At 57.5% G+C, this 22,448-nt stretch carries 20 protein-coding genes and 1 pseudogene; 5 read left to right on the forward strand and 16 right to left on the reverse strand.

The features are described from left to right. Positions 1-21: 21 nt before the first annotated feature. A complete protein-coding gene (locus ACR1XU_RS12045) occupies positions 22-864 on the reverse strand; it encodes a LysR family transcriptional regulator (RefSeq protein WP_480905158.1) in 843 nt (280 codons plus the stop codon). A 106-nt stretch (positions 865-970) separates the two neighbouring features. On the opposite strand from ACR1XU_RS12045, the gene ACR1XU_RS12050 reads away from it, so the two are divergent. The 5 genes from ACR1XU_RS12050 to ACR1XU_RS12070 are packed head-to-tail and all read left to right on the forward strand — an operon-like array spanning position 971 to position 5,770. After that, positions 971-1,570, forward strand: a complete 600-nt coding sequence (locus ACR1XU_RS12050) for an amino acid synthesis family protein (RefSeq protein WP_480905161.1) — start codon at positions 971-973, stop codon at positions 1,568-1,570. Further along, the gene (locus ACR1XU_RS12055) at positions 1,542-2,330 is read left to right on the forward strand and encodes an alpha/beta fold hydrolase (RefSeq protein ID WP_480905164.1); all 789 of its coding nucleotides are present in this window, start codon (positions 1,542-1,544) and stop codon (positions 2,328-2,330) included. Before ACR1XU_RS12050 ends, ACR1XU_RS12055 begins: the two co-directional genes overlap by 29 nt. Then, positions 2,327-3,244 (forward strand): flavin reductase family protein, encoded by a 918-nt coding sequence (locus ACR1XU_RS12060; RefSeq protein ID WP_480905167.1) that lies wholly within the window; start codon positions 2,327-2,329, stop codon positions 3,242-3,244. Before ACR1XU_RS12055 ends, ACR1XU_RS12060 begins: the two co-directional genes overlap by 4 nt. Positions 3,245-3,247: 3 nt before the next feature. Further along, entirely contained in the window at positions 3,248-4,282 is a 1,035-nt protein-coding gene (locus tag ACR1XU_RS12065; RefSeq protein ID WP_480905258.1) for an LLM class flavin-dependent oxidoreductase, read from the forward strand. 9 nt (positions 4,283-4,291) lie between these two features. After that, positions 4,292-5,770, forward strand: a complete 1,479-nt coding sequence (locus tag ACR1XU_RS12070) for an aldehyde dehydrogenase (RefSeq protein ID WP_480905169.1) — start codon at positions 4,292-4,294, stop codon at positions 5,768-5,770. Positions 5,771-6,063: 293 nt separating this feature from the next. Here ACR1XU_RS12070 and ACR1XU_RS12075 read toward each other — a convergent pair. The 15 genes and pseudogenes from ACR1XU_RS12075 to ACR1XU_RS12145 all read right to left on the reverse strand — a co-directional run bounded on the left by ACR1XU_RS12075 (position 6,064) and on the right by ACR1XU_RS12145 (position 22,374). Next, a pseudogene (locus ACR1XU_RS12075) lies at positions 6,064-6,770 on the reverse strand (IS6 family transposase). 94 nt (positions 6,771-6,864) lie between these two features. After that, positions 6,865-7,872, reverse strand: coding sequence for a LacI family DNA-binding transcriptional regulator (locus ACR1XU_RS12080; RefSeq protein WP_480905171.1), 1,008 nt, complete (start codon positions 7,870-7,872; stop codon positions 6,865-6,867). 5 nt (positions 7,873-7,877) lie between these two features. After that, positions 7,878-9,047 (reverse strand): dihydrodipicolinate synthase family protein, encoded by a 1,170-nt coding sequence (locus tag ACR1XU_RS12085; RefSeq protein ID WP_480905174.1) that lies wholly within the window; start codon positions 9,045-9,047, stop codon positions 7,878-7,880. A gap of 4 nt (positions 9,048-9,051) precedes the next feature. Next, positions 9,052-9,360: a Dabb family protein gene (locus tag ACR1XU_RS12090; protein ID WP_480905177.1), complete on the reverse strand. Its 309-nt coding sequence runs from the start codon at positions 9,358-9,360 to the stop codon at positions 9,052-9,054. A gap of 2 nt (positions 9,361-9,362) precedes the next feature. Continuing rightward, positions 9,363-10,949 carry a GMC family oxidoreductase gene (locus ACR1XU_RS12095; RefSeq protein WP_480905180.1) on the reverse strand — a complete coding sequence of 529 codons (1,587 nt, stop codon included), beginning with the start codon at positions 10,947-10,949 and terminating at the stop codon, positions 9,363-9,365. A gap of 16 nt (positions 10,950-10,965) precedes the next feature. Next, positions 10,966-11,724, reverse strand: coding sequence for a 3-ketoacyl-ACP reductase (locus ACR1XU_RS12100; protein WP_480905183.1), 759 nt, complete (start codon positions 11,722-11,724; stop codon positions 10,966-10,968). After that, entirely contained in the window at positions 11,721-13,211 is a 1,491-nt protein-coding gene (locus ACR1XU_RS12105; protein WP_170614508.1) for a GMC family oxidoreductase, read from the reverse strand. Before ACR1XU_RS12105 ends, ACR1XU_RS12100 begins: the two co-directional genes overlap by 4 nt. Then, complete coding sequence (locus tag ACR1XU_RS12110) at positions 13,208-14,320, reverse strand: ABC transporter ATP-binding protein (RefSeq protein ID WP_480905186.1); 1,113 nt, start codon at positions 14,318-14,320, stop codon at positions 13,208-13,210. Before ACR1XU_RS12110 ends, ACR1XU_RS12105 begins: the two co-directional genes overlap by 4 nt. A gap of 6 nt (positions 14,321-14,326) precedes the next feature. Beyond that, positions 14,327-15,208 carry a carbohydrate ABC transporter permease gene (locus ACR1XU_RS12115; RefSeq protein ID WP_170614506.1) on the reverse strand — a complete coding sequence of 294 codons (882 nt, stop codon included), beginning with the start codon at positions 15,206-15,208 and terminating at the stop codon, positions 14,327-14,329. Next, positions 15,208-16,101: a carbohydrate ABC transporter permease gene (locus ACR1XU_RS12120; protein ID WP_170496900.1), complete on the reverse strand. Its 894-nt coding sequence runs from the start codon at positions 16,099-16,101 to the stop codon at positions 15,208-15,210. Before ACR1XU_RS12120 ends, ACR1XU_RS12115 begins: the two co-directional genes overlap by 1 nt. A gap of 101 nt (positions 16,102-16,202) precedes the next feature. Beyond that, positions 16,203-17,453 carry an ABC transporter substrate-binding protein gene (locus tag ACR1XU_RS12125; RefSeq protein WP_480905189.1) on the reverse strand — a complete coding sequence of 417 codons (1,251 nt, stop codon included), beginning with the start codon at positions 17,451-17,453 and terminating at the stop codon, positions 16,203-16,205. Positions 17,454-17,509: 56 nt separating this feature from the next. Then, the gene (locus ACR1XU_RS12130) at positions 17,510-19,033 is read right to left on the reverse strand and encodes an aldehyde dehydrogenase family protein (RefSeq protein ID WP_480905192.1); all 1,524 of its coding nucleotides are present in this window, start codon (positions 19,031-19,033) and stop codon (positions 17,510-17,512) included. Positions 19,034-19,037: 4 nt separating this feature from the next. Beyond that, complete coding sequence (locus ACR1XU_RS12135; protein ID WP_480905195.1) at positions 19,038-19,805, reverse strand: enoyl-CoA hydratase/isomerase family protein; 768 nt, start codon at positions 19,803-19,805, stop codon at positions 19,038-19,040. After that, positions 19,802-21,373 carry a CoA-transferase gene (locus ACR1XU_RS12140; protein ID WP_170680592.1) on the reverse strand — a complete coding sequence of 524 codons (1,572 nt, stop codon included), beginning with the start codon at positions 21,371-21,373 and terminating at the stop codon, positions 19,802-19,804. The genes ACR1XU_RS12135 and ACR1XU_RS12140 overlap by 4 nt, the downstream gene beginning before the upstream one ends. Continuing rightward, positions 21,373-22,374 carry a Gfo/Idh/MocA family protein gene (locus tag ACR1XU_RS12145; RefSeq protein ID WP_170614500.1) on the reverse strand — a complete coding sequence of 334 codons (1,002 nt, stop codon included), beginning with the start codon at positions 22,372-22,374 and terminating at the stop codon, positions 21,373-21,375. Before ACR1XU_RS12145 ends, ACR1XU_RS12140 begins: the two co-directional genes overlap by 1 nt. Positions 22,375-22,448 lie beyond the last annotated feature (74 nt).

Here is a 22,448-nt window from a genome sequence, read left to right on the forward strand (position 1 = left end):
CTATTAAATGTCGATGCCTGATCAATCGCTAATCTGTTCAAGCAACCAGTCATGAAACAACACGGCTGCGGGATTGGAGGTATCGGCGGAAAGGTAATATCCTTCGTTGCATTCGACAGAGCAGCTATGCGCGCGTTCGACCAGACCGGACGCAATCGCGTGTTTCGCCAGCAATTCGCTGACCAGAGCGACCCCGCTGCCATGAACGGCCAGTTGTAGCGCCATGCCGAATGTATCGACAAAAACGGTTGGCTGACGCCGCACGTCCTGCTTTTCGAACCATGTATTCCAACCGCTTGACGTACCGACTGCCTCAATCAGGGGAAGGTCAAACGGGTCTCCGGCAAGTGTCGGCGCCTTGAACGCAACCAGGCCGTCCGGCCTTAAGCGCTCGGACCCCTGCCCCACTTGTTTTTCTGACCCAAACCGGACCTGAACGTCAGCCTGGGACGCGTGAAAATCGTCAGGCCAGATTGCGCTTAACAGCCGTACGCTAATTTCGGGATGGCGCGTGGCGAAGTCCGAAAGATGTGGGGCGATGACCCATTGTGCGATGCTGACAGATGTCGCCACCGTCAAAACATTGCCCGGTGCGCTGGCATCGGCCCTTCCGGCGGCGGCAGCCAGGACTTCAAGCGCGCTGCCAACTTCGGGCAACAGTTTTCGCCCGGCATCTGTCAGGGCCAGACTGCGCGGATGCCGGAAAAAAAGTGCGGTCCCCAATCGCATCTCAAGAGATTTCACCTGCTGACTAACTGCCGATTGTGTCAGCCCGATTTCTTCTGCAGCCGCCGTAAAGCTCAGGGTGCGCGCCGCGGCCTCAAAGGATCGGAACCAGGTCAGAGGTGGAAGTGATTTTCCCATTGGTCAAGCTGGCCATTAGTCTTTTTAATGTGAAAGCACATAATTCAATCATTTGTCAAAATCCACGCTCGTTTCTAACCTCTGCCGGCGCGACAGGAGGGGTAAGATGCAGCCAGAGATACGCAAAATTGTAACCTACGATGAGGAGGTTCTTGTCGAAGGATTTCGCCCCGTGGAAACCCCGTGGCGCATGTTTGCCGTGGCCGCAATAGTCACCAATCCATGGGCCGGTCGGTACATCGAAGACCTTAAACCTGAAATCCAGGCCTATGGCCCCGTTCTTGGCAAGATGATGACAGACCGCATGATTGCGTTGGCCGGGAGTGGTGACGCAATCGAAGCCTATGGCAAGGCAGCCGTCGTCGGGCTGAATGGCGAGGTCGAGCATGCTTCGGGCCTTATTCATACTCTGCGGTTCGGCAATCATTACCGGCAGGCGGTTGCCGCTAAATCCTATCTGGCGTTTACAAACACACGTGGCCCGGCGAATGCGCCGATCATGGTGCCATTGATGGACAAGAACGATGCCGGTCGGCGTTCTCACTACCTGACCATTCAATTCTCGATCCCGGACGCGCCGCGCGACGACGAGATTGTCGTTGTACTGGGCGCGGCAACCTCGGGCAGACCGCATCACCGCATCGGCGACCGCTATCAGGACCTTAAGGACTTGGGCCATGACGTGGACAACCCGGCCGCGGTCTGAGGTCGGCGGGCTGGCCGCAATTCAAGCTGGCTCAGGACCGGACGTTCTGTTGCTGCATGGCGTTGGCCTGCGGGCTGAAGCCTGGGGCGCTCAGTTGGACGCACTTGCCTCTGCGAAGCACCTGACCGCTCCGGATATGCCCGGTCACGGAGAAAGCCCGCTTGGTGATTCAGGCGGCGAGCTGTCGGACTACATCATTGCGGCATTGAGTGTTCTGGGTTGTCTGAAAGGGCCGGTCGTTTTAGTGGGCCACTCGATGGGCGCCATGATCGCGCTGGAACTTGCCGCCAAAGCACCGGATCAGGTCCGTGGTGTCGTGGCTTTGAACGCCATTTTTGAACGCACTGCAAAAGCAGCGCAGGCGGTACAGGATCGGGCCTCGGAACTGGACGGCGAAACACGTGCCGATCCGACGGGCACGTTGCGCCGGTGGTTCGGCGATGCCGCCTCACCTGAACGCGATGCCTGTCGTGAGTGGCTGATGGCCATGGATCCAGCAGCCTACAAGTTGGCCTATACGGTTTTTGCCCAAAGCCAAAGTCCGCGGCGCGACGAGTTGGAGAAACTCGCCTGCCCCGCGCTTTTTCTGACCGGCAGTCTGGAGCCGAACTCCACCCCCGACATGTCCCGCGACATGGCAGATGCCACTCCGAACGGGCGGGCGCAGGTCATTGACGGGGCGGCACATATGATGCCGATGACACATGCAATTCAGGTCAACGCCGCCATTTCCAGCTTTCTGAGCGAGGTGCAACCATGACCAAACTCGACCCCCGTGAACTCCGGCGCGCTTTTGGCAGCTTCATGACCGGCGTGACAGTCGTTACCACACGAAATGCCTCTGGCGCTGCCGTGGGCTTCACGGCAAATTCCTTCACATCGGTTTCGCTTGACCCGCCGCTAATCTTGGTCTGCCCCGGAAAAAGCCTGTCTTCATACAACGAGTTCTCAGCCTGCAACTATTTTGCGGTGAATATTCTGGCCGAAGGGCAGGAAGAAGTGTCCAACACATTCGCCGGCTTCAAAGGTGATCGTTTTGCCAAAGCTGGCCACACCCTCGACGCGCGCGGCATTCCACTGATCGACGGCGCGGTCGCGACGTTCTCCTGCCGGACCCATCAGGTAGTCGAGGCAGGCGACCATTGCGTTTTGATCGGGCAGGTCGAGGCGTATTCCCACAACGAAATCCCAGCGCTTGGCTTTGCGAACGGACGGTATTTCAGTCTCGGTCTGGAACGCGGTGCGCTTGAACCCAAAGGGCGAAAGGTCGTCTGCGGCGCAATCATCGAACATGAAGGGCATGTGTTGCTGGAGAAAAACGATGCTGGTTTCAGACCGCCCCAGGTCACGCTTTCAGACCGGAGCCAATTGCGAAACGGCCTTCGGCAAGACCTGCACGCTCGTGGAATAGACGCGCGTCTGGGCGTTGCCTACTCGGTCTATGACGATGCCACGACGCACCATGTCTACATACTTGCCAATGCGGCGGAACTTCCACGGCACGGCAATCTCGAGGCGGTCGCAATCAAGGATTTGGCGACCCTTTCTTACGCGACGCCTCCAATCGCCACCATGATGTCTCGTTATGCACTGGAAAGCCGAACCCGCGACTTCTCACTTTACCTCGGCAGCGCGCAACAGGGCGACACGCACAGCCTCTCGGAAAGGACCTGAATGATGGAGTTTTCTCTATTTGCACACATGGAGCGGCTGAGCCCCGATCAGCCCCATGAGAAGCTGTATGAAGAGTTCATTGAGCTGTGCAAGATGGCCGATGAGGCCGGAATGCGCGCTGTCTGGACTGGCGAGCACCATGGCATGGACTTCACCATCGCGCCCAACCCGCTGATGTCACTGGTGGATATTGCACATCACACCAAAAACGTGCGGCTTGGCACCGGTACAGTGATTGCGCCATTCTGGCATCCGATAAAGCTGGCCGGCGAAGCGGCAGCGGCCGACCTTATGACGGGCGGTCGAATTGAGCTGGGCATCGCGCGCGGTGCCTATTCCTACGAGTATGAACGGATGATGCCCGGCATGGATGCGTGGGAAGCCGGCCAGCGTATGCGCGAAATCGCCCCCCTTCTGCCCAAGCTTTGGGACGGTGACTGTGCGCATGACGGAGCGTTCTTTCAATTCCCAGCCACAACCTCGGCCCCCAAGCCCGTACAACCCGGCGGACCGCCCATCTGGATCGCGGCGCGGGATCCGAACAGTCATGAATTCGGCGTACAGAACGGCTTTAATATCCAGGTTACGCCGCTGTGGCAGGGCATGGAGGAAATAGAAACGCTGATGGGTCGCTTTGAAGACGCCTGCGCAAATTACGAAGGCCCGCGCCCCAAGATCATGCTGCTGCACCACACCTATGTTGGCCGCGACGATGCTGACCTGGGCCGGGCCGCTCAGGATTTGTCCCGCTTCTACAATTACTTCGGGGCCTGGTTCCAAAACAAGCGGCCAGTCCAACAGGGCTTGATCCAGGAATTAACGGACGAAGAGATGGCGGCCAACGCTATGATGGCCCCGGAAAACCTGGCTCGTGATCTGACCGTCGGTACCGCGGATGGGGTCACGGATCGTCTGAAACGCTATGAAGACCTTGGCTATGATGAGTATTCGTACTGGATCGACAGCGGCATGAGCTTCGAGCGCAAGCGCGCGTCGCTGGCGCGTTTCATCGACGACGTAATGCCAAAGTTTCAGTGAGGCTCGATCATGAACCAGAAACCACATTTTCAACTCTATATTGACGGCGAATGGACCGAAGGATCGCGCGGACAGGTGATGAGTTCGCAAAACCCCGCAACGGGTGAGGGATGGTCCAGTTTCGCCTGCGCTTCTAAAGATGACGTGGACCGCGCCATTTCTGCGGCGCGCCGGTCCCTTGATGACCCAGCGTGGCGCGACATGACGCAAACCGGACGCGGCAAACTCCTGTACAGGCTTGCGGACCTGATCGAACAGAACGCCAAACTCCTGGGCGAGCTCGAGACAAAGGACAGCGGAAAGCTACTGACCGAAACCGCAAGCCAGACAGCCTATGTCGGTGATTATTATCGATACTATGCAGGGCTCGCAGACAAGATCGAAGGTGCGGTCCTGCCGATCGACAAACCGGATATGCATGTCTTTACCAGGCGCGAACCCATTGGCGTAGTGGTCGCGATCGTGCCCTGGAATGCACAAATGTTCCTGACCGCAACCAAGCTTGGACCGGCTCTCGCGGCAGGGTGTTCGGTCGTGCTGAAGGCATCAGAAATTGCACCCGCTCCGATGCTGGAGTTTGCGCGGCTGATCGATGAAGCGGGTTTTCCGCCCGGTGTTGTTTCCGTCATTACAGGCGACGCCGAGAATTGTTCGATCCCCCTCACCCGGCATCCCGAGGTCGACCGGATCGCGTTCACTGGCGGACCGCAGACAGCACGCCACGTGGTACGCAACTCGGCTGAAAACTTTGCGGTAACCACGTTGGAGTTGGGCGGCAAGTCTCCGATCATAGTTTTTGATGATGCCAACCTGGATGGCGCGGCAAACGGCCTGATTGCAGGAAACTTTGGTGCCTCAGGCCAAAGCTGCGTGGCTGGGTCACGCGGGCTGATACATCGTCCGGTGCTGGATGCCCTGGCCGAAAAGATCGAAGAGAAGATGAAGGGCGTCGTTATCGGGGATCCTTTGGAACAAGCCACCCATATCGGCCCGCTTTGTACCGACGCCCAGATTGCCAGAATTCAGGCGACTTTGGCAAAGGCCACAGAACAAGGCGCGCGCATCCGTTTTGGTGGTACGCCACTGGACCGGCCAGGAAACTACATGGCCCCGACGCTGGTTGAATGCACAAGTGCCGAGACAGAGACCCTGAAGGTCGAAATGTTCGGTCCTGTGATGTCCCTTTTGCCTTTCGAAACGGAAGATGAAGCCATCGCATTGGCCAACGACTCGCAGTTTGGGCTTGGGTCCGGCGTTTTCACCGAAAATGTCGCCCGTGCCCATCGTGTGTCATCGCGATTGAAATCGGGAATCTGCTGGATCAACACCTACCGCGCCGTATCCCCAATCGCGCCCTTCGGTGGCTATAATCAATCCGGTTATGGCAGGGAGGCGGGCGTCGAGGCTATTCACGACTATACCCGGACCAAAACTGTCTGGCTCAATACGTCAGACCAGCCAATGTCGAACCCATTTGTCATGCGCTGACCAGACTCTGCTTCACGTTTTGGTCGAAGGGATCCTTCTTTTTGCTTTTCCTGCGCACCGAGTACTCAGAGGGCCGTTTGATATGACGCGAAGCCGAACGATCTTGGGACCGGCGTTGAGGCACATGAATGGTGACTTCCAAATCATCGATAGAGGCTACGAAAGACCCCACCCCCAGAGCAAACAAAACAATAAGAAGGATTCGCAGAGCAATTCCGAGTTATAACCTGTTCTGGTGGCGGAGCTGTCAGACGAATTCGAACGCGACTCTGATAAGCCGGTGACACTGTCTTTTATCTCGCGCCAATTTCGCGCCACTCGGCCAGAGCGGCGGCGCGCGTCAGCATGAAGGTGTCACGGCTGGCTGGCGATTTTTCCGGGTTGAAGTGGTTATAGATGCAGGAGTGGACGGAGGCGCATTTCTGTAAGCTTCGCATGCGCCTGAAACGTTGCATGGCGCGTTCGCGTCGTTGAAACGGGAGAAGTGATTTCTCGACGCAGTTGTTGGGCCACCTGCCCGTCCTTTGTTTTTGAGAGCACCCAATTGTCTGAGCGCAGCCTAATAGGGTGCAAAACAGTCGGTCACGATCTCATCGACACAACTATGGCGCTTCAATAACTTCTTGAGGAATATCAATGCTGCAGCTTTGTTTCGGCGTTTGGTGAAAGCGGCTTCCAGCACCTTGCCTTCGTGATAAACGGCCCGCCAAAGGTTGTGTCTCTTGCCATTCACCTTCACAAAGACCTCATCCACGTGCTGCTTCTGTTTCGAGAATGCGAGCAGTTGCTGGGCTCGCTCTTGCCTGGTCTCGGAGGCAAACATCGGGCCGAACTTGTTCCACTAAAATCGGACGGTTTCGTGGCTCACCTCAATTCCCTGTACACGCACTAGATCTTTCACGTTTTGAAGCGGCAATGGGAACCGAACGTATAGCATTACAGCCAAACGAATGACCTCTGGACTGGTCTTGAAGTAATTGAATGGCGACTGTTTAATCATGCGCGAAAGCTACGAGAGCACCCTACCCACCACAACCCAAGTTATTCTGACAAGACGCTAGGAGCTTCTCGACAAGGGCCGGTATAACCTTCTGCTATACTGTGTCTTTCGTGGTTTGCCGCAAAACCAAGCGCGTTGAAGTGCGCTTGTGCCGCGCTGGCGCGACTCCATCCTGCAGCCACAGCAAAACAGTGTCCGCGACTTTTTCTCCAAACTCGGATACGCCGCAACGTACTGTAGATAAAGCTGGCCAGCATTCTGATGCTTCCTTGATGTCGTCGAAACCGACAATCTGAAACTCCGTGCCAATCTTCACCTGAGCTTCATGGCAGGCATTAATCATCCCAAAAGCAACAAGATCATTGAAACAAACTGCGGCATCGCACGCCGGTTGCTCCTTGAAGAGGCTGACTGTTGCCTTATGTCCAAATGATCGGCTGGATTCCCCTGTTTTAACAACAGGCTGCAAGTGGTTGTCTTTCATTGCTCTGATATAGCCGGACAGTCTTTCCTGAGTGACTTCGGCGCCATCCAGACCACCGATGAAGGCGATGTTCCGCGCGCCCGATTCGATCAGGTACTGTGTTGCCGCGCGCCCACCCTCTGCGTAATCAGGGGCGATAAAGGGAAATCTGCCCGTTTCGCTTTCAACCTGTCGCAAGACCTGCATCAAAGGGATGCCAGCTCGCTCGACCGCGGAAAGGGTGTTTGAGACATCGCCGTAAGCAGGCGATAGGATCAAGGCGGAAACCCCATGCTCCAGCATCGCGCCCACCACCTGATCCTGAAGCTCGGGGTCTTCGTTTGTATTAGCCACAACAACCGCATAGCCTCGGGACCCCAGTGCCATCTGCAAGGAAGTCGCAAACTCAGTAAAAAATGGGTTGTTCAGGTCGTTGATAACCAAGCCTATGAGCGCCGTTCCCGTGGATCGCAGATTTGCCGCCGACCGGTTGTAGACATACCCAATCTCTTTCATGGCGGCATGAACCAGCTTGCGTGTCTCTGGCTTCACCTGCGGACTGCCCTGCAAAACAAGGCTGACCGTCGACTTGGAAACGCCCGCCGAGTTGGCGACATCTATGATCGTGGGTCTGCGCATTTAGGCTATTGTTCAACTCCATGCAGGTTGAGAAGCGTGGTCATCCGTGCTTTAGCCAGTTCCGGATCCGAGAGCAAACCGGCCTGATCCGCCAGCCTGAAGACCTGCGCGTAGTGGCAGATGTCGCGGCTGGATTGGAAGCCACCCGGCATGATGAAATGGGACTGCGACCCGTTCAGCCACGCCAAGTACGTAATACCGGCCTTGTAGAACCGGGTTGGTGCGCGGAAAATCTCACGGCTGAGTGGCACCGTCGGCGCGAACAGAGCACTGTAGCGATCCATGTCATTCATCGCAAGCGCCTCAAGCGCTTGGCTGGCGGCTGGAGCGATAGCAGCGAAAATCCCAAGAAGAGCATGGGAAAAATGTGTTCCATCCCCGACAATTAGGTCCGCATAGTTAAAATCGTCCCCGGTATAAAGGCGTACGCCTTCCGGTAGCCGAGCGCGGAAGGCTTCTTCGTGCGCTTGGTCCAGCAAAGAGATCTTGATTCCGTCAACTTTGGCAGGGTTTTCCTTGATCAAGGACAGCACAAAATCACTGGCCGTATCAACATCCGCACTGCCCCAATAGCCCTTGAGCGCAGGATCGAACATGTCCCCCAACCAATGGAGAATTATGGGTACCGCAGCCCCATCGATCAGCGTGCGATAAACATCATGGTAGGTGTCCGGACCCGCATCGATAGCTGGGAAGGCGCGTGACGCCATAAGGATCAATTGCCCTCCAACGGCTTCAATCGCCTCGGCCTGATGCTCGTAGGCTGACAGGATTTCACCCGCTGTGTTCAACGCGCTCAGCGGCAAGTGATCGGTCCCTGCCCCACAAGCCACCCGAGGCGACAACGGGTGTGCCTGCGCAGCCTTCATCGTGCGTTGGATCAATTCCAACGCGGTCTCCCAATCGACCCCCATACCGCGTTGTGCGGTATCCATCGCCTCGGCCAGGCCCAGCCCCTGATCCCAAAGCCCCTGACGAAAACGCAAGGTCGCGTCCCAGTCAACGGCCGGGCGTCCATCCCAAGGGCTACGTTCTGCCAGCGGGTCTGAAACCACATGTGCTGCTGCAAAGGCCGTCCGCGTCAGAGGCACTTGCGGCGCACGCGGCACCAATGGCGTCCCAGTCAGCGCATAGGGTTCAAGCTTCCCTTCGGGATTTGGCAAAATCAGTTTCATTGTTTCAAACCTCCAAATCCAGAACCAGAATACCGTCGATACCGCCCACGGCGTTCTCGACAAGTTGCGCGCCCAACGCCTTGTGCGTTTCGTTGTTTTGATAGGTCTCCAGCGCGGCCCAATCGTCGAAATCGATTACGAACCCATGCATGTATCCGCGTTCGATCTGCTCGGGACTTTTACTGCGCCCCCCGGTGAACCCGCTGGCGCCGGGAAGGGCCTCAGATACTTCTGCGAGGCCCTTGTAGATGACTCCGATGGTCTTTTCGGTCACGTCGGGGCGAAATTTGGTCAGTACGATGTGGCGGATCATTTTCAGAAGCCTTGATCTTTTTTGATCATGTCAGCAGCCTTTTCGCCGATCATGATTGTCGGTGCGTTGGTATTCGATGAATTGACCGTCGGCATGATCGACGCGTCCGCGACGCGCAGCCTTTCGATCCCGTTGAAGCGCAGACGCGGATCCAGCACCGCTTCGGCATCACTGCCCATTCGGCAGGTTCCAGCGCAGTGGTGCGATGTTTTGGAATGCACGCAGATAAAGTCGAAATACTCCTGCTTGGTCTTCACATCCGGACCCGGCAAGCGTTCGGCCAAGATGTACGGCTTCAGCGCATCCTGTGCGAGGATGTTCTGCACCAGCTTTAGACCCCGAATGGACATCTCGCGATCATAAGAATCCGCCAGATAGTTGGGATCGATCAGCGGCATGACCGCGGGGTCTGAGCTTTGCAACCGGACGGTTCCGCGTGACCTTGGGCGCAGGAAACAGGCGTTCAGGGTAACTCCACCATTGGGCATCGCCTCGACCCCTGCCTCGATTCCGGTGCCAAGCCCCAGATGCATTTGAAGGTCAGGTGAGCGCGCATCCGGATCGGCGTACCAGAACCCACCCGTTTCAAACAGACTGGACGCGACCGGTCCCTTGCGGGTGAAAAGATATTGCAGGCCTGCGAAGGCTGAAAGGTGCAGCTTAGCGTAACGGTCGTAGGTGTGCGGGCCGGTCACTTCGCAGATCGAGTACAAGTCCAAATGGTCTTGCAGGTTCGCGCCGACCTGAGGTTGATGATAAACCGCGTCGATACCAAGACTGTCCAAATGATCCGCTGGCCCAATGCCCGATAGTTGCAACAAGCGCGGTGAACCGATGGCACCCGAGGAAAGAATGACTTCTTTCGCGGCGGAGATCTTGTCCCCGTTCACCATCTCGACTCCAGTCGCCCTGCCCTTGTCCACAATGATGCGGCGGACTTGTGCGCCGGTGCGCACCGTCAGGTTCGGGCGGCTGCGGTTGGGCGCAATAAACGCCATCGCGGTAGATGAGCGCCGCGCGTTGCGCTGGGTCAACTGATAGTACCCCGCGCCATCCTGTTTCGCGCCATTCACATCGCGTGTTTCAGGAATCCCCAATTCCCCGGCGGCCTTAATATAGGCGTCGCAGATTGGCAGAGGTGCTGCGGGCATGGACACGCCCAGCGGTCCGCCCTTGCCGTGGAATTCGTCTTCATAAGTGTCATTGTCTTCGGACTTTTTGAAATAGGGCAGCACGTCAGCATAGCTCCACCCCTCGCACCCCATCTGTCGCCAGTCATCGTAGTCCTGCGCCGCGCCTCGTGTGTAGATCTGCGCGTTAATTGCCGACCCGCCGCCAATCACCTTGGCCTGCGTGTAGGTGAAAACCTTGTTCTGCATATGCTTTTGCGGAACCGTGGACCAACCCCAGCTGCCGATGCCCTTGGTCATTTTTGCAAACCCGGCGGGCAGGTGAAAGAACGGGTGGCGGTCGGTTGAGCCGGCCTCTATCAACAGCACTTTCGCCGACGGTTCTTCGGAAAGGCGCGCGGCGATAACCGAACCTGCCGAGCCGCCTCCGACAACAATGAAATCAAATCCTTCAGACATTCTGATGTGCCCTGCGTTAAAGACGTGAGATCGACAGACCGCCGTCCACCGGGATGGCGGCGCCGTTGGCAAAATGCATCTGCCCCTGAACCAGCGGGACAACGACGGCCCCGATGTCCTCGGGCATACCCCAGCGTGCTGCGGGAACAAGACCGCCTTCGATACGGTCGGTGTACTTGTCGCGCACGCCCGCCGTCATCTCAGTCGCGATGATGCCCGGTCGCAGTTCAAAAACGCCGATGCCATGGGGGGCCATGCGCACCGCGAATAGCTGGGCCATCATCGCCGCGGCCGCTTTGGACACGCAGTACTCGGCCCGTTCAATCGACACCATCGTGGCACTGACTGAGGTTACAAAGGTTATCGAACGATAGGTGGCTTGCGGCTGCTCCAACATGCGCCGGGCCACATCCTGCGCCAGAAAGAACGCGCCGCGCAGGTTGATATTTTGCACGAAGTCCCAGTTTTCAGGCGTCAGATCCAGCATGTCGCCACGTACCGGTGCCCCGACACCAGCATTGTTGATCAGGGCTGTGATCGGCCCCAACTCGGCTTCGATCTGGTCCAGCAACACCGGTACGTGATCAATGTCAGACACGTCGTGCTGCACATAAATCGCGTTTGGGCCAAGCTCGGCCAAAGCCGCCTGCACAGCCGGTTTTTCAGGTGCCGATCTAGAGGCCACCGCGACCCTGTACCCCGCCGCAATCAAAGCGCGGGCCACCCCAAGGCCAATACCCTGCTGTCCTCCGGTCACCAATGCTGTTCCGGTCATACGGAAAACTCCGTTTCAATAATGTGACGACCCGCCCTGAGCGCCAGCGCGGCTATCGTAAGGGCCGGGTTAACCGCAGCAGACGTCGGAAGGACAGAAGCGTCGACAATGAATAGGTTCTTGTGGTCGTGGCTTCGGCAAAACGTGTCGACGACACTGCTGTCCGGGTCGTTGCCCATCCGGGCCGTGCCGCATTGATGCGACGGTGTGCGCCGATCAAATGGTCGAGAAAGTATCACAGGAAACCCTGCCTGTTTCAGATGCGCCTTTAACCGTGCGACAAGGGCCTCGTGCGCTGCCCAATTCGAGCGTTTCCAGTCCAGTGTGATCTGGTCTCCTTCGACCGTAACCCGGCTGTCCGGGTTCGGCAGGTCCTCGGACATGGCATAGAAATCAAAACTGCGATCGGCGATTAGCGCTGCAATCGGCCCCGGTAGGTGAGATTGCGACGAAAGGATCGGCCCGGTGATCTTTCCCAGCATCTGAATATTGCCCAATGGCAAACCACCCTGCCCGTCGCTGTTGTAATAATCGTTAAACATCAACGTTTTCTGATAGACTGCTCTGTTTCGACGCAACGGATGAAGGGCCAGCACCGCCGAACAATTGTGGTTCATAAAATTCCGCCCGACTTGATCGGACCGATTGGCAAGACCGGTTGGGCAATTGTCATTCGCGGACTGCAGCAACAGGACCGAGGACTGAACCGCGCCTGCTGCAAGCGCGATGACCGGCGCGCGCAGGGTACCGTGGCCGTCAACCTCGACACTCGTAACGCGACCATCGTCACCAACCGTTAGTTTTCGGACACGCGCACCAGTCAACAGTTCGACATTCCCGTGCTTCATTGCCTTGGCGATCGCACAGGTTTCGGCATCCATTTTGCCACTGCATGTATTGGGAAACGCATCCCAAGTCGTTTGCCCGGCCTGCAACCAGGTATCGATATCCACGCCCAACGGTACTGAGGATGGCGTCAGGCCTGCGTGGCTTAGCCGGTTTCTCAGGTCTGCAATATCAACCTCATCCGGCACAGGTGGGTGCGGGTAACCCCTACTGTGCGGCGGTTCGGTGGGGTCTTCTTTAGTGGTGCCACGCGCGTCGTAAAGCTGTTCTGCGGTGGAGTAATCCGTCTCCAGCACTTCGTAGGAAATGGGCCAGCCGAGCGAATGCCCCCCCATGTGCTGACGCGGCGCAAAATCCTCTTTCCGATAGCGGATCAAAGCTGCGCCGTAGAACTTGGAATTGCCACCAACGCAGTAGTAGTTTCCGGGGTTGAAAGGCTTGCCTGCTCCATCCAGCCATGTTTCATCGGGGCGGAAGTGCCCATTGGCAAAGATCGCCCTTGGGTCTCGATCCTGAGGTGAGGGCTGCAACCGCTCTCCCCTTTCCAGGATCAGAATACGACGGCCAGACGGAGCCAACGCCGCAGCCAGCGTTGCCCCCCCGATACCCGACCCAATGATTATAACGTCAGCCCTTTTCATGGAAGGATCCGCATCTCGCTTTCCGGATCAAAGGCCACTGCCTTTTCCATGTTCACCGCAAAGTTGAAATCCTGTCCCGGTGCAACCTCGGCATCCGAGCGCATACGCGCAATTACATCTCGTCCGCCCAATTGCATCGAGACGAAGGTGTCCGATCCGGCAGGTTCTGTCACCACGATACGGTTGGTCATCTGCGCGATGTTCGACGACTTTCTGTCCGCACCATCCATGTCAGTGATCGTCTCAGGCCGGATGCCCAGCAGGATATCACGACCGTCCCAAGCGGCCAGATTGTCCTGACTGAACGGCAATTGCGCCATAGATCCGTCGTGAACGGCGACCTCTGCGTGAGGGCGACCATTCAATACTAATACTTTGGCCGGCATCACGTTCATTGCGGGCGAGCCCATGAACGTCGCGACGAAGATATTCGCGGGCGTGTCATAGATTTCCTGCGGCGTGCCCAGTTGCTGCACGTAGCCGCCGTTCATCACAGCGATGCGGCTTGAAAGAGTCATCGCCTCGATCTGGTCGTGGGTCACGTAGACGATGGTGGTCCCGAGGTTCTGATGCAGCTTCTTGATCTCGGTTCGCATGTCGACCCGAAGCTTGGCATCGAGGTTCGAGAGCGGCTCATCGAACAGGAAGACATCAGGGTTTCGCACCAGCGCGCGACCCATTGCAACCCGCTGACGCTGACCACCCGACAACTGCCCGGGCTTGCGATCCAGCAATTGCTCGATTTGCAACAGCTTGGCGACTTCTTGCATCGCTTTCTCGCGCTCAGGCTTGGGCACCCCGTGCATCTCAAGCCCGAAGGTGATGTTTTGCCCCACAGTCATGTTGGGGTAAAGCGCATAGCTTTGGAAAACCATAGCGATGTTGCGGTTCGACGGGTGCACCCCGTTCATAACTTGATCTTTGATGCGGATTTCTCCGCTGGTGATTTCTTCCAGCCCCGCGATCATGTTCAGCAGGGTCGACTTGCCGCAGCCCGACGGACCGACCAGCACCAGGAACTCACCCTCCTGCACCGAAATATCGACCTTGTGCAGAACCTCGACCGCCCCGTAGGATTTGGTCGCGTTGTCTATGTCCAGAAATCCCATGGGACTTTATCCTTTCACCGAACCCGCCATCAGGCCGCGGACGAAGTACCGTCCGGCCACGATGTAGACGAGCAGAGTTGGCATGGCGGCCAGAATGGCGCCTGCAAAATGAACGTTGTATTCCTTCACACCGGTGGAAGACTGCACGAGGTTGTTCAGCGCAACGGTCATCGGTTGGCTGTTGGCATCGGCAAAGGATGCACCGAACAGGAAGTCATTCCAGATGTTGGTGAACTGCCAGATGATCGACACCACTGCGATCGGCCCGGAACTGGGCAGAAGGATGCGCCAGAAGATCTGGAAGAACCCGGCCCCATCAATCTGGGCAGCCCGGATAAGCTCGGTCGGGAACACGGCGTAGTAGTTGCGGAAATACAGCGTGGTGAAGCCAATCCCATAGACCACGTGCACCAGTGCCAGACCCCAAGTGGTACCCGCCAGCCCGATGATACCCAGCATCCGCGCCATCGGGATCAGCACGATCTGGAACGGAATGAAGCAGGCAAACAGCATCAGACCGAATAGGATGGTGTCATATTTGAAGCGCCACTTGGTCAGTACATAGCCGTTCAGCGCGCCAAGGATGGTCGAAACGATCACCGCCGGAACAACCATCTTGATCGAGTTCCAGAAGTAGGGCTTCAACCCCGTAGGATCGACACCGATCTGAGCCGAGGACCATGCCTTGAACCAAGGCTCCAACGTGAACACCTGTGGCAGGTTCATCATGCCACCGCCGGTGATCTCCTCTAGCGGTTTCACCGAGTTTACCAGCATGACGTAAAGCGGCAGCAGGTAGAACAGACCGAACAGCAGCAGCACCAGATAGATCAAGGTGCGCGTGACGCGGCCAGTGCGGATTGCGGTATCCTGAGTTGCTTGGGACATCAGCGTTTCTCCCGCAATTCGGCATAAAGATAGGGGATCATGATCGCCGCGATGGTCATCAGCATGATCGTGGCCGAGGCCGCGCCGATCCCCATCTGGTTCCGCGTAAAGGTGTAGGAATACATAAAGGTCGCGGGCAGTTCGGTCGCACGGCCCGGTCCGCCTCCCGTCAACGCAATCACAAGGTCAAAGGTCTTGATCGCCAGGTGGCTGAGGATCACGAAGGCTGACAGGAATGCAGGGCGCAGTTGCGGGATGATGATCCGGCGATAGAGGTTCCAGTTCGAGGCCCCATCCATCTGCGCGGCCCGAAGGATTTCATTGTCGATCCCACGCAGGCCGGCCAGAAACATCGCCATCACGAAACCGCTGGTCTGCCATACGGCCGCCAGAACAACCGTGTAGATTGCGTAATCCCGGTTCTTGATCCAGTCGAACTCGAAGCTGGTCCAACCCCAGGTGTGCATCACATTCTCAAGGCCTATACCCGGGTCAAGAAACCATTTCCAGGCGGTACCCGTGACAATGAAACTTAGCGCCATCGGATACAGGTAGATCGGGCGCAACAGCCCCTCGCCGCGGATTTTCTGATCAAGGAAGATTGCCAAACCCAGCCCGAGGCAGGTGCAGATCACGATATACAGGCTGGCGTAGATGCCCATATTGATCAGCGATGTTTCCCAGTGGCTGAGCCGCCACAGCTTATCGTAGTTTTCCCACCCGACCCAACCAAAGGTCGGCAGAATGCGGCTGTCAGTAAAGGACAGGTAGACCGAAAACAGAATGAAACCGTAGACAAAGACCGTCATCATCGCAATCGATGGGGACAGGACCAGCTTGGGAATCCAGTTCTGAAGGCGTGTCTTGAAATCCGCGTCGGCTGAACCAGCCATGGCGCGCCCTCCTCGTTCGGGTAGTTGTAGGTCGGAGCGTTAGCGCCCGCTTGGTGACAGGGCGGCCAACCTGCCGCCCCATCGGGAGGATCACGATTAGATCACTTGGCGATCGAAACTGCGTCGACCAGTTCAACCACTGCAGTCTCGCTGTCATACTCGCCGTTGAAATGGGCTGTGACGACGTCATAGACCGCATTCTTCACTGATGCCGGCGCGGCATGGCCGTGCGCCATCGAACCAAACAAGTTGCCCGACGAAGCCGCTGCTGCCAGATCCTTCATGCCCTGTTGGCCGCAAGCATCCAGATCACTGCCATCCACGTCAGTACGAGCCGGGACAGAGCCCTTCACCTTGTTGAAAGCAATCTGGAAGGATGGTGAAAGGATCGCGCTGGCCAGCGCGGCCTGTTCGGCCGACACCGAACCGCCCTGATCGAACATCATGAACTGGTCAGCATTGAAGGTGACCTGATCCTGAGTACCCGGGAAGCGGAAGCACAAAAAGTCCTCACCCGGCACTTTGCCCGCGTTCAGGAATTCGCCTTTGGCCCAGTCACCCATCATCTGGAAACCGGCTTCACCGTTGATGACCATTGCAGTCGCCAGGTTCCAGTCGCGGCCCGAGAAATTCTCATCCACGTTGTCGCGAATGAACGCCATACGGTCGAACGCTTCCTTCATGGCGTCGCCACCAAGTGTTTCCTCGTCCAGGTCAACGAAGGCTGCTTTGTAGCCATCGGGCCCAAGTGTCGACATCGCTACAGCATCGAAGATGGTCGCATCCTGCCAGGCCTGACCACCATGCGCGATCGGTGTGACACCGGCAGCTTTCAACGCCTCAACCGCCGCGACGAATTCGTCCCAATTGGTGGGCTGTGCAATACCGTTAGCGTCCAGCACCGCTTTGTTCGCCCAGACCCAGTTGGTCGAGTGCACATTGACTGGTGCCGAGACCCATTTGCCGTCATGCTTGGCAAAGGCCTTCAAAGCATCCGGGACGACATCATCCCATCCTTCTTTCGCTGCGACCTCATTCAGATCAGCCAGCGCGCCCTGATTGGCCCAGTCCAGAATGTCGAAGCCCAAAGCCTGAACAGCAGTCGGCGCGTTACCGGCAGTCACACGAGCCCTCAGAACGGTCATCGCCTGTTCGCCACCACCACCCGCAACGGGCATATCGGTCCAACCGATTCCCTGCCCGGACAGGTCTTCCTTGAGAACATTCAACGCTGCGGCCTCGCCACCTGAAGTCCACCAGTGCAGAACTTCCACGTCTTCCGCGTGCGCAAGGCTGGTCGTGCAGAGCAGACCGGCCACAAACAGCGATTTTGTCTTCAGCAGTTTACACATTCTTGTTTCCTCCCTTAATGCGTTCTTCTTATTCGGGACCAATCCGGTGCCCGGTCTTAATCTTGCGGAACCCATGGCGCTCGGCTGTTGCCGATGCGCATGACTACTGATTTCACTTCGAAGAATTCCTCGAACCCGTAACGTCCGATTTCCCGCCCCTGCCCAGATTGTTTGAACCCACCGAAGGCGACCTCCGGGAATCCGTCCATCCAGGTGTTGGTCCAGACCGTTCCCGTTTCTGCACGACGGGCGAACTCAAGGCAGGTGTGAACGTTTTCGCTCCAGACCCCTGCCGACAGACCGTAAGCGCTATCATTGGTTAGCGCGATTGCTTCGTCCAGTGTTTTGAAGGTCAAAACGGACAGAACCGGTCCAAATACCTCATCGCGGGCGATGGGCATTTCTGGCGAGACGCCAGAAATCACTGTCGGCTGGTAGAACTGATCACCCAGGCCATCGACCTCTAGCGGCTTACCACCCAAGTCTATAGTCGCGCCGCACGCTTTCGCTTGTTTGACATAAGCGTCTATCTTTGAGTTGTGCTCGGGCGTTACGATAGCTCCGACTTGCGTCGTCGGGTCCAATGGATCGCCAAATTTGACCTTGCGCGACAAGGCAACGACACGCCCTCGGAAATCGTCGGCGATGTCTTCGTGCACAATGATGCGACTGCTTGAATTGCAGCACTGGCCGACATTGAAATAGATGCCAAACACAACGGCATCCGCCGCTGCATCCAGATCGGCATCGGGAAAGATGACCTGCGGGTTTTTGCCCCCAAGCTCAAGCGCGACCTTTTTGAGCGTACCAGACGCAACTGCGCTGATCGTCTTGCCCACGGCTGTCGAGCCGGTAAAGCTGACCATATCCACGCTCTTGTGACCGGACATCAAGCTCCCGACGGGAACGCCATAACCAAGCACGATATTGCAGACACCGGCGGGCAATCCTGCTTCGACCAGCAACTCGCCGAGCATCAAGGTCGTCGACGGCGTCATCTCGGATGGCTTCACGACGACAGTACAGCCTGCGGCCAGTGCAAATGGCAGTTTCTGGCTGAGGATCCAGAACGGAAAGTTCCAAGGTGTGATGATCGACACGACACCGATGGGTTCTTTCAACACGACACCCATCATGTCCATGCCAAGAGTATTGTGACTGTCGCCGTGGGTGCTGCGTGCCAATGAGGCCGCATAGCGCCACAGATCTGCGGCACCGCCAACTTCGCCCTTGGATTGACTGATCGGCTTGCCGCTTTCCAGTGTTTCGATCAGGGCAATCCGGTCAACGTTCTGCTCGATCAAATCGGCGACTTTCAGCAAGACGGAGGCGCGTTCCTTGCCCGAAGCACGGCTCCAGGCACCGCTGTCGAACGCCTTGCGCGCCGCCTGGATCGCGGCCTGGGTCTCAACCTCTCCCCCCATGGCCGAACGGCTGACGATGTGGCCGTGCGAAGGAGAGCGGCGCTCGAACGTCTCACCCGAGGCGCTGTCCTGCCATATGCCATTGATGAGGTGCCGGCCTTCAAACAGAGGCGGCAGCTCGAACGGGATGGCAGGGTTGATTGCGATGTCTTTCATAATTTCAAAGGCCCGAAAATGTTGGGTTTCGTTTTTCCATGAACGCCGCGACGCCTTCTTCGCGGTCCGCCGAGGCGGCAATTGCTGCACTGCCGAGGGCTTCGACCGCAGCATGGCTGTCCTCACCGACCGCAGCGTGGATCATGTTTTTCGAGATTTCGGTGGCGCGGGGCGACAGGTCGCTAAGATCGGCGGTGATCTCAAGCGCGCGCGCCAGAACCTCGTCAATCACCTCGGTCGCATAGCCTAAAGCCAGCGCACGGTCGGCACCAATACGGCGCCCGAAGAGTGCCATCTCCTTCACCGCAGACTCGGGGATCAGCCGGGTCAACCGTTGCGTCCCGGACCAGCCCGGCACGATTCCAACCTTGGCTTCGGGCAAGGCCAGCGTGGCGCGCGGGGTCATCAGACGCAGATCACAACAACTGGCCAGCTCCAGCCCGCCGCCAAAGGCGTGGCCATTGATCGCAGCAATCGTCGGTTTGCCGATCCGTGCCAGACGGTCAAAGATCCGATGGCCGTCACGGACCCAATGGCGCGCGAATTCGGCGGGACTCAGACCACCCCATGCGCCAATATCGGCCCCGCAACAGAACGCTTTTTCCCCTGCACCGGTCAGAACAAGCGCACGAATGGATGCGTCACGCTCGACCTCTTGCAGACGAGCCTCCAGCGCCTTCAGCATGTCCACCGTCAGAGCATTGAGCTTGGACACGTTGTCCAATGTCAGCACAGCGGTCGCACCCTCGATATGAAACCCAAGCTTGCTCACAGCGTCATCCCCATCGGGCCAACTGCGAACAGAGATTTGGACATCTGAACCGCGTTCTCCGCGACTTTGACGCGACCGCCCGAAGCTTCGACAATGTCGCGTTGCGCCTCAATTCCGGGCATGATTTCCGTCGCAACCAGACCTTGATCTGACAGGCGAATAACGCAGCGCTCGGTTACATACAGCACGTCCTGACCGGTTTCCCGGGCACGGCGGCCGGAGAATGTGACATGCTCGACCTGATCCACCATCTTGGTGAATTTTCCGGGGGCCTTCACACGGATACCGTCATCCGCCAGATCAATCTTGGCGCCGGCTTCGAACCAGCCCGAGAACACGATCTTCTTGGCGCGCGCGGTAATATCGACAAAGCCACCGCACCCTGCAGTCAGATAGGGCTTCTTACCAAGTTTGGAGACGTTCACATTGCCTTCGACATCGACCTCAAGGAAAGAAAGGAACGACATGTCGAAGCCGCCGCCCTGGAAATAGATGAATTGCTGTGGGGACGGCACGAAAGCATGTGCATTGGACGCGCAGCCAAAGGCAAAGCCGGTCAATGGGACGCCTCCAACGGCCCCTTGCTCGATCGCCCATGTCACAGCCTGAGGATGCCCCTCTTCCAACAAGACACGCGGGACCATGGCGCTGATTCCAAAGCCCAGATTGGCGCTCATGCCTGTGCGCAGCTCTTGCGCGGCGCGGCGGGCGATGACCTTTTCGACGCCATGCTCGGCCAGTGAAAAGCTGTCCCAAGGGCGCATAATCTGGCCAGAGATCGCAGGGTCGTACGACGTTTCCGTCGTTTGCATCTGCTTCGGGTCTTCAACGATCAGATCGACCAGATGCCCCGGCACGCGCACGTCATGGGGGCGCAAGCTTCCGGCGGCAGTCACACGTTGAACCTGTGCGATCACGATCCCACCGTGGTTGCGTACACAGATCGCTTGCTCCAGCCCGCCCAGATAAGCACCTTCGTGTTCATAGGTCAGGTTGCCGAACTCATCCGCCGTTGTTGCGCGCAAAACACATACGTTCGGGTTGATGTTCGGAAAGTGCAGCCAGGTCTGACCGTCGAACTCTCTCCGGTTCACGATAGGCGCAGCCGCGCCACGCGCGTTCATCGCGCACCCCTGGCGCACCGGATCCACGAAAGTCTCAAGCCCGACCTGCGTCAGAACACCGGGCCGATGCGCTGCGGCCTCGCGATGCATGTCGAACAGAATTCCCGAAGGCACGTTATATGCGGCGACCCGATCCTCGACGATCATTTTCCAGATTTCCGGCATCTCAAGGCTGGAAGGGCCCGACGGGTATGATCCGGCGAGAACGCGGTTTAGCAATCCATCCTGCGCCAGATAATCCATGCCCTTCACGCCATACATATCCCCGGCGGCGATAGGGTGCAGCGTTGTAATGTTGCGCGGATGCCCCTCCGCGCAAAACCGCTCTCCAAGTGCCTTCAGCACAAGGTCAGGGCACCCCAATGCCGAGGACGACGAAACGGTTACCACCGCATTGTCAGGAATGCGAGAAACGGCCTCGGAAACGGAAACGAGCTTGGTCATCAGAAGCCACCATAGTCTACGTTGATGCGCTTACCTGACGCTGCGGCCTCACGAACGCTCAGCGCGACGGACAGCGATTTCACTCCATCAGTTCCATCCGCAGCTGGACGGCCCTGACCCGCTGTTGCGGCGACAAATTCGGAAACGCCCTGAATGTAGAGCGAATGCTCCGAAAACGGGATTTCTTCGCTTCCGGCTTCTGTCACCAGTTTTATTGCCCCAACTGGGCGCTGCGTCATGACGCCATCCGCAAAAATCGAACCCTTGGTCCCGTGCACTTGCAGGCCCGAACCTGCAAATGGGTGCGTAAAACTTTCATGTGTCATGACCATCGCGCCTGAAGGCATCGTCCAGACGGACATGCACGAGTCTTCGACCCCCTGCCCCATCCCAGAGCTGGCCATTTGCGCAACGACAGACACCGGGTCCTCATTAAGCAGGAACCGCGTGACATCCGCATCATGAACGACGATGTCGGGGATCACGCCGCCGCCGGCATCTGCTGAGTTGATACGCCACCCTTGTAGGTTTCCCGGCAAATGTACCGCGTGATGTATACGCAGCGAAAGAACGTCGCCGACGCGCCCGTCTGCAATGAGGTCACGAATGGCACGATGGCTGCCAGAGCATCGCAGGTGGTGATTTGTACCAAAAGTTACGCCAGCCGCTTCGGCTGCGCGCACCATTTCGACACCTTCCTCCTGCGTCATCCCAAGCGGCTTTTCACATAGAACATGCTTACCAGCCAAAATGGCTGCCATGGCCTGACCGTGGTGCTTCTCATTGGTCGAGGAAACATAAACAGCCTGAATGTTCTCGTCAGAAAGCGCAGCGTCCACGTCCGTCGTTGCGTTGGGAATTCCGTGTTCCTTGGCCCAGGTCTGAACCCGATCTGGAGAATGACTGACGACCCAGGTCACGTTGTTGCCTGCCTGCCGGCGCACCGCGTCCAACATGTATTGCGAAGCTATTGTGCTCGCTCCGACAAATGCCCAATTCATCCTCTTACTCCGCAATTGGAACGTTCCAAAATATTTAATGGAACGTTCCAATTGTGACAAGGGAAAATTTGACA

The sequence above is a fragment of the Ruegeria sp. D1(2025) genome (assembly GCF_056536425.1).

Bases quoted from the DNA above. Each gene is read 5' to 3' on its own strand.
- ACR1XU_RS12045 (WP_480905158.1), bottom strand. From the start codon at position 864: ATGGGAAAATCACTTCCACCTCTGACCTGGTTCCGATCCTTTGAGGCC.
- ACR1XU_RS12050 (WP_480905161.1), top strand. From the start codon at position 971: ATGCAGCCAGAGATACGCAAAATTGTAACCTACGATGAGGAGGTTCTT.
- ACR1XU_RS12055 (WP_480905164.1), top strand. From the start codon at position 1,542: ATGACGTGGACAACCCGGCCGCGGTCTGAGGTCGGCGGGCTGGCCGCA.
- ACR1XU_RS12060 (WP_480905167.1), top strand. From the start codon at position 2,327: ATGACCAAACTCGACCCCCGTGAACTCCGGCGCGCTTTTGGCAGCTTC.
- ACR1XU_RS12065 (WP_480905258.1), top strand. From the start codon at position 3,248: ATGGAGTTTTCTCTATTTGCACACATGGAGCGGCTGAGCCCCGATCAG.
- ACR1XU_RS12070 (WP_480905169.1), top strand. From the start codon at position 4,292: ATGAACCAGAAACCACATTTTCAACTCTATATTGACGGCGAATGGACC.
- ACR1XU_RS12080 (WP_480905171.1), bottom strand. From the start codon at position 7,872: ATGCGCAGACCCACGATCATAGATGTCGCCAACTCGGCGGGCGTTTCC.
- ACR1XU_RS12085 (WP_480905174.1), bottom strand. From the start codon at position 9,047: ATGAAACTGATTTTGCCAAATCCCGAAGGGAAGCTTGAACCCTATGCG.
- ACR1XU_RS12090 (WP_480905177.1), bottom strand. From the start codon at position 9,360: ATGATCCGCCACATCGTACTGACCAAATTTCGCCCCGACGTGACCGAA.
- ACR1XU_RS12095 (WP_480905180.1), bottom strand. From the start codon at position 10,949: ATGTCTGAAGGATTTGATTTCATTGTTGTCGGAGGCGGCTCGGCAGGT.
- ACR1XU_RS12100 (WP_480905183.1), bottom strand. From the start codon at position 11,724: ATGACCGGAACAGCATTGGTGACCGGAGGACAGCAGGGTATTGGCCTT.
- ACR1XU_RS12105 (WP_170614508.1), bottom strand. From the start codon at position 13,211: ATGAAAAGGGCTGACGTTATAATCATTGGGTCGGGTATCGGGGGGGCA.
- ACR1XU_RS12110 (WP_480905186.1), bottom strand. From the start codon at position 14,320: ATGGGATTTCTGGACATAGACAACGCGACCAAATCCTACGGGGCGGTC.
- ACR1XU_RS12115 (WP_170614506.1), bottom strand. From the start codon at position 15,208: ATGTCCCAAGCAACTCAGGATACCGCAATCCGCACTGGCCGCGTCACG.
- ACR1XU_RS12120 (WP_170496900.1), bottom strand. From the start codon at position 16,101: ATGGCTGGTTCAGCCGACGCGGATTTCAAGACACGCCTTCAGAACTGG.
- ACR1XU_RS12125 (WP_480905189.1), bottom strand. From the start codon at position 17,453: ATGTGTAAACTGCTGAAGACAAAATCGCTGTTTGTGGCCGGTCTGCTC.
- ACR1XU_RS12130 (WP_480905192.1), bottom strand. From the start codon at position 19,033: ATGAAAGACATCGCAATCAACCCTGCCATCCCGTTCGAGCTGCCGCCT.
- ACR1XU_RS12140 (WP_170680592.1), bottom strand. From the start codon at position 21,373: ATGACCAAGCTCGTTTCCGTTTCCGAGGCCGTTTCTCGCATTCCTGAC.
- ACR1XU_RS12145 (WP_170614500.1), bottom strand. From the start codon at position 22,374: ATGAATTGGGCATTTGTCGGAGCGAGCACAATAGCTTCGCAATACATG.